The organism is Cereibacter johrii (assembly GCF_001720585.1).
Lineage (GTDB): Bacteria > Pseudomonadota > Alphaproteobacteria > Rhodobacterales > Rhodobacteraceae > Cereibacter_A > Cereibacter_A johrii.
Window position 1 is genome coordinate 22990 of sequence record NZ_MABH01000230.1, and the last position, 9161, is coordinate 32150.

Sequence of the window (9161 nt, forward strand, 5' to 3'; positions counted from 1 at the left end):
CTTCTTCCGCAACCGAGAAGATCCTGGTTGCGGCGGATGTCTGCCGCCGTTCAGGCCGTGACCGTCTGCGGTTGCGTCACGTCGTGGTAGATGCCGGCGAAGTCGCGGATGCGGTTCACACGCTCTTCCGAGCAGTCCATCAGAGCGGCCAGAGCCGTCACCTTGCCCATCGGCTTCGGCGTGCCGACATAGCCGTGCGGCGCATTGCCCGAGCGCTTCAGCACGCGGTCCATCACCGGGTCGATCACGGCGACCGCATCGGTCACACCCGCCGCCATGGCGAATTCGAAGGCGCCGATCATCACTTCGCTCGTGACATAGGCGATCGAGTTGCGGGCGCGGCCCGAGACCAGGCGGTCGGTGTCCACGCAGAAGCGCGTGGCTTCCCAGAGGGTTGCGCTGCGCAGCGGAGGCTCGCCGTCCAGGATCGAGCTGAACACGTCGGAGAGCATGTGCGGGCCGGTGGTCTGAAGCAGGCGCATGCAGCCGACGACGCGGCCCTCGTCATCCACGCTCACCACGTGAGCCGGATCCAGGTCGTCGAAGCGGTCGCGCTCCATCCCCTGCGAAATCTGGACGTCCCAGCCGAGTCGGTCCGCGAAAACGCGCTTGCGCAACCGGAACATGTCCTTCACGATGTCTGCGTGCTCGCGGAGGTTGAGCGAGTCGATGATGAAGATCATTCTTCAAACCCCAAGGTTGCGTAACATACGGCTATAGTTGCGCATCCCGACCCGTTTCGGCTATGAGGGGAATCCCGTAGCCGGACGGCTTCCTTTGGCAATTTCCGGTTGAATTTCGGTCCTCTGGGCGAGGGGAAGGGCTCAAAGTGCCTCATACGCCTTCCGGCGGAGCTCTCTCATCTCGGATAGACCAGACCCAGCCCGATCGCACGGCCCACGGCTTGCACCGTGGAGAGGGTGCCGAGCTTCTCGCGCGCCGAGCGCAGGTGCACCTCGACGGTGCGGTGCGAGATGCCGAGGATGTCGCCGATGTCCGTCTGCGACTTGCCCGCCGCCGCCCATTGCAGGACCTCGATCTCGCGCGCGGAGAGCCGCGGCTGGCGCAAGGCGCGTGAGATCACGTCCGAACGCATGACCGCATCATGCAGATGGACGGCCGCAACCTGCAGCTCGCCGATCACCGCGCGCTTGTGCTTCTCCCATTCCGGGCGCGCGCAGTTGCGCGTGACCGACAGAAGGCCCCGGTCGCCGTAGGGGCCGCGGACGGGCACCGTCAGTCCCTGGGGGGTGATGCCGAAATCCTCGGCGGCAAAGAAGACGGCCCGGAAGCGCTCGTCGCGCTCGAAGCGGCTCCAGTCCACGGGGGCGATGCTCAGCGCCGACTTGTGGATGGTGGGATCCACGCGGTGCAGGTTGCGCCGCATGTAGTGCATCTTCCAGCTGTCGGGATAGTTGGCATAGCCCTGGACCGCGCCCGTCATCGGGCTCGTCGTCGCATAGGAGGCATAGTCGAAGCCCAGCTTCTGGCAGAGCTGGTCGATATAGTCGAGGAAGCTCGCATCGTCCGTGGCAACTGTGCTGAGGTCGATGATGTCCATGCCGGCTCCCCCCGGCCATCGCGCAGCCGTCGTATTTATTTAGCACGTTCCAAACACCTTTGGGAGCCGTGCCTGACGTTGCGTCATCACACCTGCGGATTGCTGCCGGGTTAAAGGATGCCGCGACTCGCTGCGACCGAGGCGGCCTGCGCGGCGGTCTTGGCGTTCATCCGCTGGGCCGCACCCTTCAGGCGGGCCTTGACGGCGCTCTCCGAGATCCCCAGCGCATAGGCCATCTGCTTGTAGCGCATACCCGTCGAGAGCATCCGCAGCACCTCGACCTGGCTTTCGGTCAGCGACTGCGGCTCGTTCACATGGAGCGTGGTCAGCAGCTCGCGCAGGTCGACGATCTCGGCGTCGCTGAACTCCCGGTCGCCGCGGGCGAAGATGCCGAAACTCTTCTTCGGCACGGGCCCGCGCCCCGCCAGACATATGGTGGCCCCGTAGCGCATCCCATACTGCCGGTAGCGCGCGACCACCCCCAGCGGATCGGGCAGGTCGACCGCGCTCCAGCGCAGCGCCCCGTGGTTGGTGAAGGTCCAGCGCATCAGCGGGTCCTGAAGGGCGAGGCCCCGCGCCGTGTAGAGTTCCACGAACTGTTCCGGGAACGTGTTCAACTCGTCTTCGGGAGAGTAGAATCCAAGCCGAAGCGCCACATAGAATCCCGCTTGTGCAACCTGCAGGAATGCTTCCCTCATGTCTGACAGATGCATAAGCTTGTGCTGTTCCATTGTAATCCGACTGACCGTAAAGTAGCAGTCATGGGGCATGATGCCGTGCCTCTTTCTGATACACAACCTGCGGACCGATACAAAGCATGGTGAACGTTCCGAGCGTACGTGATCTACTTTCCGCCGTGGCCGCCCATTCCGACTGGCACTTCGCCATCGGGGTCCGGATCCGCTTTGCCAATCCGACTCTGCTCTATCAGACCTACCCTCAGGAGTGGGTGAACCTCTACGCGGAGAAGGCGATGATCTTCGTCGATCCGACGGTGCGCTGGGGTCTCGAACATCCGGGGATCTGCCGCTGGAGCGAGCTTCGCGACATGGACGAGCAGGGAGTCATGGAAAAGGCTGCGGAATATGGCCTGCGGTACGGGCTTGTGGTTTCGGTGGGCGAAGCGTCGGCGCGGACGCTCGGCTTCTTCTGCCGCAACGACCGCGAGCTCGACGATGCCGAGGCGCAGTTCGCGCTCGAGCATGTGCAGCAGCTCCATGACCTGACCGACGGAATCGCCAAATGCTCCGAGGCGCAGCTCGCCGAGCTTCGCAACCTGGGCGCGACGTTGCGTCGCTGATTCGTCGGTCGGCCGGAAGCGGCTTCGGGCTGCTGGCCCGATCTCGTGCCGCGCGCCGATTCTCGGGCACCGACAGGCGAGGGGCAGGGCGCTTCCTCGGCCTCTTGCCCTCTCGGGAATGGAATGGCCGCGGACTTGCTCTCCCGCGCTCCGCCCCTATCATCCGGCTCCTGCGCTGTCCCGAGCGCTCATCGCGCAGCAGTCCCGAGGCGGCATGACACGACCTTCCTTCCGTTCCCTGTCGAAACTTGCCTTGCGTCTCGGCGTCTGGGGCGAGCGGTGGACGGTGGCTTTCCTTCTGGCCATCTCGGCGCTGGGCTGGGCCTTCGCCCAGCTGGCCGATGAGATCGTCGAGGGCGACTCGCATGCTTTCGACGAGTGGCTGCTCCTGCTCATGCGCAACCCCGCCGATCCCTCCGATCCGCTGGGGCCCGCCTGGTTCGAGGAACTCGCCCGCGACGTGACCGCCCTGGGCGGCGTGGGGATTCTTGCCTTCCTCACCCTGGCCGTGGCCGTCTTTCTCGGTCTCACCGGCCGCTGGCGGACCATGTGGTTCGTCCTGATTGCCACGGGCAGCGGTCAGGCGCTGAGCTTCACCGCCAAGCGTTTCTTCGACAGGCCGAGGCCGGACCTCGTTCCGCACGAGACGATCACCTACACGGCGAGTTTTCCATCGGGCCATGCGATGATGGCGGCCGTGACCTATCTGACGCTGGCGGCGCTCGTGGCCCGCACGCAACCGCACCTGTGGGCCAAGGTCTACATCCTGACGCTTGCCGTGCTCGTGACGGTGGCCGTCGGCACGAGCCGCGTCTATCTGGGCGTCCATTGGCCCACCGACGTGCTGGCTGGCTGGACCGCCGGCTCCGCCTGGGCGCTCGGCTGCCTTCTGGTCGCGCGCTGGCTGCGGCGCCGTCGGATGATCGAGGCCTCGCCGGAGACGGAGGGGGCCGGGGACCGGCCTCTTCCGACCGTGCCGCGCTGACGTCGCGCCCATCGGGTCCGCGCCAGCCGTCCTTCGCGAAACCTGCCGCTCGGGCCCCGACAGGCGCCGGACGGCCGAAGCCCGGGTTGCCGTTCGCCGTGGGTTGCGTCCTATCCCGAACCGGAACGGATTCGAGCCGATCGGGACGGGCGCATGGGCTGCTTGTCCGAGAGATTTCAGGGTCACGAAGGGCAGCCGCGCGCCCGGACCTCTGCCCGCCGAAAAAGTCCCTGCGGGAGCCCGGAACGAAGTCATCACACCACACGTTCCCGTGATGGAGCCGGGCGATCCCGCGTGAGGTGCGGCACCGGGGAAACCGAGGGGTGGAATGCGAGATCGATACCGGGCGGGCCTCGGCCTTCTCATCCTGACGGCATCGGCCGGATGCGCGGGGCCCCAGTCGGTCTTCTCGGCCGGCGGCGCGGATGCCCTGCAGATCAATCGCCTCTTCACCGTGATGCTGGTGGGGGCCGTCCTGCTCTGGCTGTCGCTGAACGGCCTCTTTCTTTATGTCACCCGCCGCAGGCCGGGCCGCATGTCGCGCAAGCTGGCCGAGGGGGTCATCATCGGCGGCGGCATCGTGCTGCCGCTCGTGGTGCTGACGGCGCTCCTGTCCTGGGGCCTGTCGATCATGCCGGAGCAGCGCGCGCCGGGCGACGGGCTGCGGGTGCGGATCACCGGAGAGGAATTCTGGTGGCGGGTGGACTACTATCCGCCGGGTTCCGAAGAACCTGTGGTCTCGGCCAACGAGCTGCGCCTGCCCGCAGGCCCCCGCACCGAGATCGAGCTGCTGGCCGGGCGGGTGATCCATTCCTTCTGGGTGCCGGGTCTCGGGGGCAAGACCGACATGATCCCCGGGCGCACCACCCGGATGTCGCTCGAGCCGGTGACGCCCGGCATCTACCGCGGCCAGTGCGCCGAATTCTGCGGCGCCTCTCACGCGCTGATGGCCATGAATGCCGTCGTGCTCGAGGAGGCCGCGTTCGCCCGCTGGCTCGAGGCGGAAGCCGCGCCCGCACGGGCCGCCGAGGGCGAGGGACAAGCCATCTTCTTCCGTGAGGGCTGCGGCGCCTGCCATGCGATCCGCGGCACGCCGGCTGCGGGCGTCGTCGGCCCCGACCTCACCCACCTCGGAAGCCGCACGACGCTCGCCGCCGGGATCCTGCCAATGGAGCGGGCGGCGATGGTCTCCTGGATCGCGAATGCGGAGGCCATCAAGCCGGGCGTGCGGATGCCCGCCTACGGCCATCTGTCGAAGGCGGAACTCGAGGCCCTGGCGGCCTGGCTGGAGGCGCTCGAATGAGAACAGTCCGCGATACCGACGCGCCGGCTCCCGAAGGCCCATTTCCGCCGACAGAGGCCATGCTCGCCGAGCCGGTGCCGCCCGAGGTGGCCGAGGCGCAGGCCGACCGGCTGCGCCGGGTCTGGGCCACGCCCAAGGGCTGGCGCTACTGGTCGGCGGTGAACAACACCGAGGTGGGCGTCTGGTATGCCCTGACAGCGCTCGCCTTCATGCTCTGCGCGGGCGTGCTGGCGCTGCTGATGCGGGTGCAGCTCGCCGTGCCCGACAACGACTTCCTCTCGGCCGACCGCTTCAACCAGTTCTTCACCATGCACGGCTCGGCGATGATGTTCCTCTTCGCCGTTCCGATGTTCGAGGCGATCTCGATCATCCTGCTGCCCTCCCTCCTCGGTGCGCGGGACCTGCCGTTCCCGCGCCTGTCGGCCTATGGCTACTGGTGCTTCCTGATCGGGGGCGTCTTCGTGCTGGGCTCGATCCTGTTCGATGCGGCGCCCCGCTCGGGCTGGTTCATGTATCCGCCGCTCGCCACGCAGGACGAGGGGCTGGGCTCGGACATCTGGCTTCTGGGCCTGTCCTTCATCGAGGTGGCCTCGATCGCCGCCGCGGTCGAGCTGATCGTGGGGGTGCTGAAGTGCCGCCCGCCGGGGATGCGCGTCAATCTGATGCCGCTCTACGCCTGGTATGTGCTGGTCGTGGGGGGCATGATCCTCTTCGCCTTCCCGCCGCTGATCGCAGGCGATCTCCTGTTCGAGATGGAGCGCGGGTTCGACTGGCCCTTCTTCGATCCCGAACGGGGCGGGGATCCGCTGCTCTGGCAGCACCTGTTCTGGATCTTCGGCCATCCCGAGGTCTACATCATCTTCCTGCCCTCGATCGCCCTTGCCGCGATGATCGTGCCCACGGCGGCGCGCACCCCGATCGTGGGCTATTCCTGGATCGTGCTCTCGGCGGTGGGGACGGGCTTCATCAGCTTCGGCCTCTGGGTGCACCACATGTTCACCACCGGGCTGCCCGCCCTGTCGCTCGGCTTCTTCTCGGCGGCCTCCGAGGCGGTCGTCATCCCCACGGGCATCCAGCTGTTCGCCTTCGTGGCCACCCTCATGGTGGGGCGCGTCAAGATGATCCTGCCGATGCTCTGGATCGCGGGCGGTCTCGCCGTCTTCACCGCGGGCGGCCTCACCGGCGTCATGGTGGCCATCGCGCCCTTCGACTGGCAGGTCCACGACACCTATTTCATCGTGGCCCACCTGCATTACACGCTCTTCGGCGGCATGGTCTTTCCGGTCATCGCGGGCGTCTACTACTTCTACCCCGTCATCGCCAAGAAGACCCTGTCGGAGCGGCTGGGCCGCTGGTCCTTCTGGCTGCTCTTCACCGGCTTCAACGTGACCTTCCTGCCCATGCACCTGACCGGGCTGAAGGGGATGCCCCGGCGCGTCTTCACCTATCCGGGCCATGTCGGCTGGGACTGGCTGAACCTCGTCTCGACCGTCGGCGCCTTCGTCATGGCGGCCGGCTTCGCGGTCTTCGTCTGGGATCTCCTGCGTCCGAAGCGGGAGAAGCTGACCGAGCGCAATCCGTGGGGAGCGGGCACCCTCGAATGGACCCATGATCTCGAGGACGAATCCTGGGGCGTCCGCTCGATCCCCTACATCGACACGCGCTACCCGGTCTGGCAGCAGCAGCAGCTCGTGGACCGGATGGATGCGGGCCGCTTCTACCTGCCCGATGCCGAGGCGGGGCGGCGCGAGACGCTGGTGACCTCGGTGATCGACGGCCGCCCACTCCAGCTCCTGCGGATCGGGGGGCCGACCTGGAAGACGATCTGGGCCGCGATCTTCACGGGGGGCGCCTTCATCTTCCCGACCTTCGCCTGGTACGGGCCTGCCATCGTCAGCGCGGTTCTGGCCGTGGCCATGGTGGTCTGGTGGCTCTGGACCGGATCGGCCGAGATCCCCGAGAATGAGATGGCCGACGTGGGGCTGGGGCTCCGGTTGCCGATCTATGTCTCGGGCTCCGGGGCGGTCGGCTGGTGGGCCGTCTGGATCACGATGTTGGGTGACAGCACGGCCTTCGCGAGCCTGGTGTTCGGGGTCTTCTTCTACTGGACGGCGGGCACCGACTATCCCCCCGCGGGCGCTGCGCACGCGGACGGACCGCTGGCCCTCGTCACGATGTTGGGTGACAGCACGGCCTTCGCGAGCCTGGTGTTCGGGGTCTTCTTCTACTGGACGGCGGGCACCGACTATCCCCCCGCGGGCGCTGCGCACGCGGACGGACCGCTGGCCCTCGCGGCGCTGGCGCTGGGCGCGGCCTCCTGGGCGCTGACGCTCGCCGCGCGCGAGGCGAACCGCCGGCACCGCACGGGCCTGGCCCGGCTGTGCCTCTCCGCAGCGCCGCTCCTGACGCTCGCGACCGGGGCCGCGCTGATCGCCTCGCCCCATGTGGCGGGCCTCGAGCCCACGGAGCATGTCTATCCGGCCAGCATGTGGGTCCTCGTGGTCTGGACCGTCGCCCACCTGATCGCGGGCCTGATCTTCCAGCTCTACGGTCTGGCGGGCCTGATCTTCGGGCGGATCACGCCACGCTACGACGCGCCTTTGTGGAACTCGGCCCTGTTCTGGCACTTCCTGGGGCTGACCGTGCTGGTGACGGTGGCGATGATCGCGGGTGCGCCGCGGGTGCTGGGCTGAGGGAGGCGGCATGAGCGACGAGCGGAAGATCTCGCAGGAGCAGGAATTCTCCGAGGAGCGCGCGAGCCTCTGGAAGATCACCTTCGCCCCCACGATCTGGGCCGTGCATTTCGTGCTCTGCTACGGAGCGGCCGCCGTCTTCTGCGCCAAGGTCCCGCGCGCGGAAGCCCAAGTCGATCTCCTGCGCTGGGGCATGGCCGCGCTGACCCTGCTCGCCCTGGCGGGCATCCTGCTGGTGGCCCGCAGCGCCTGGAAGCAATGGGATTTCCTCGACGACTACGATTACGCCCACGCGGGCGGCAACAACGAGGACCGGCACGAGTTTCTGGGCCACGCAGCCTTCCTGCTCGCCATCGTCTCCTTCGTGGGCACCGTCTATACGGCGCTGCCCGCGCTGTTCGCGGGGACCTGCCGATGAGGTCCCGCACTCCGGAGGGATCCGCATGAGACCCGTCCTGCTTCTGGGAGGTCTGGCCGTGGCGGGCGCGCTGGCGGGGTCGGCCGTGGTCTTTCTCGGCCTCTACAACACCTCGGCACGGAGCGGGCACTGGCCCGGCGTGAGCTGGGTGCTCCACACCACCTTCCGCAACTCCGTCGAACTGCGCGCGCCGCCGCCCGAGGAGGTGCCCGATCTGACCGAGCCCATGGTGCGCCTCGGCGCCCGGCACTATGCCTCGGCCTGCGAGACGTGCCATGGCGCACCGGGCACGATGCGGACGGCCACGATCCGCGCCATGGTGCCCGCGCCCCCGCCCATCGCCGAGGCGGTCGGCTCCTGGACGCCGGCCGAACTCGGCTGGATCGTGCGCGAGGGCGTGAAGATGTCCGGGATGCCGGGCTGGCCTTCGGTGCGCAACGACGAGGTCTGGCCGGTGGTGGCCTTCCTCACCCGCGTGGGCGGCATGACCCATGAGCAATATGGGGCGCTGGTGGGACCCGCCTCCACCGAGGGTCCGCCGGGCTTCGGCTATTGCGCCGGATGCCACGGCACGGACGGCGTGTCGGGGAACGCGCGCATTCCGCGGCTCGACATCCAGACCCCGGACTATCTGGAGATGGCGCTGCTGGCCTACCGCGACGGGCGGCGGCAGAGCGGCTACATGACCCATGCCGCCTCCGCCGTGCCGGGCGAGGGGCTGCGGGCGCTGGCGCAGCGCTTCGGCCGGGTGCGTCCCGGAGGCGAAGAGGGGGCCACGCGCCCCGCCGCGGGACCGGAGGCCCCGGCGGAGGGGCCCGCGTGGGACATCCCGCTCACCACCCTCTCCGGGTCCTTCCACGGCGGGCCGGAACCTGCCGCCGCCGTGGCGACGCTGAGTGAG

9 protein-coding genes are annotated in these 9161 nt (G+C 68.1%); 6 read left to right on the plus strand and 3 right to left on the minus strand.

The annotated features are described in order from the left end of the window. Positions 1-50: 50 nt before the first annotated feature. From A9O63_RS19160 to A9O63_RS19170, 3 genes are all read right to left on the minus strand, one after another. Entirely contained in the window at positions 51-683 is a 633-nt protein-coding gene (locus A9O63_RS19160; RefSeq protein ID WP_069333326.1) for an acyl-homoserine-lactone synthase, read from the minus strand. Positions 684-859: 176 nt separating this feature from the next. Continuing rightward, the gene (locus A9O63_RS19165) at positions 860-1561 is read right to left on the minus strand and encodes a LuxR family transcriptional regulator (protein WP_069333327.1); all 702 of its coding nucleotides are present in this window, start codon (positions 1559-1561) and stop codon (positions 860-862) included. A gap of 110 nt (positions 1562-1671) precedes the next feature. Beyond that, positions 1672-2331 (minus strand): helix-turn-helix transcriptional regulator, encoded by a 660-nt coding sequence (locus tag A9O63_RS19170; RefSeq protein ID WP_084296062.1) that lies wholly within the window; start codon positions 2329-2331, stop codon positions 1672-1674. Between the two features lie 47 nt (positions 2332-2378). On the opposite strand from A9O63_RS19170, the gene A9O63_RS19175 reads away from it, so the two are divergent. The 6 genes from A9O63_RS19175 to A9O63_RS19200 form a co-directional block, all read left to right on the plus strand. After that, entirely contained in the window at positions 2379-2861 is a 483-nt protein-coding gene (locus tag A9O63_RS19175; RefSeq protein ID WP_069333329.1) for an autoinducer binding domain-containing protein, read from the plus strand. Positions 2862-3075: 214 nt separating this feature from the next. Continuing rightward, positions 3076-3846 (plus strand): phosphatase PAP2 family protein, encoded by a 771-nt coding sequence (locus A9O63_RS19180; RefSeq protein WP_069333330.1) that lies wholly within the window; start codon positions 3076-3078, stop codon positions 3844-3846. Between the two features lie 328 nt (positions 3847-4174). Beyond that, entirely contained in the window at positions 4175-5149 is a 975-nt protein-coding gene (locus A9O63_RS19185; protein WP_069333331.1) for a cytochrome c oxidase subunit II, read from the plus strand. Further along, on the plus strand, positions 5146-7842 hold the full coding sequence (gene ctaD, locus A9O63_RS19190) for a cytochrome c oxidase subunit I (RefSeq protein ID WP_069333332.1): 2697 nt from the start codon (positions 5146-5148) through the stop codon (positions 7840-7842). The genes A9O63_RS19185 and ctaD overlap by 4 nt, the downstream gene beginning before the upstream one ends. Positions 7843-7852: 10 nt before the next feature. Beyond that, entirely contained in the window at positions 7853-8260 is a 408-nt protein-coding gene (locus A9O63_RS19195) for a hypothetical protein (RefSeq protein WP_069333333.1), read from the plus strand. Positions 8261-8285: 25 nt separating this feature from the next. After that, positions 8286-9161 (plus strand): c-type cytochrome (locus A9O63_RS19200; RefSeq protein WP_069333334.1); only part of this gene is annotated, 876 nt, incomplete at its 3' end.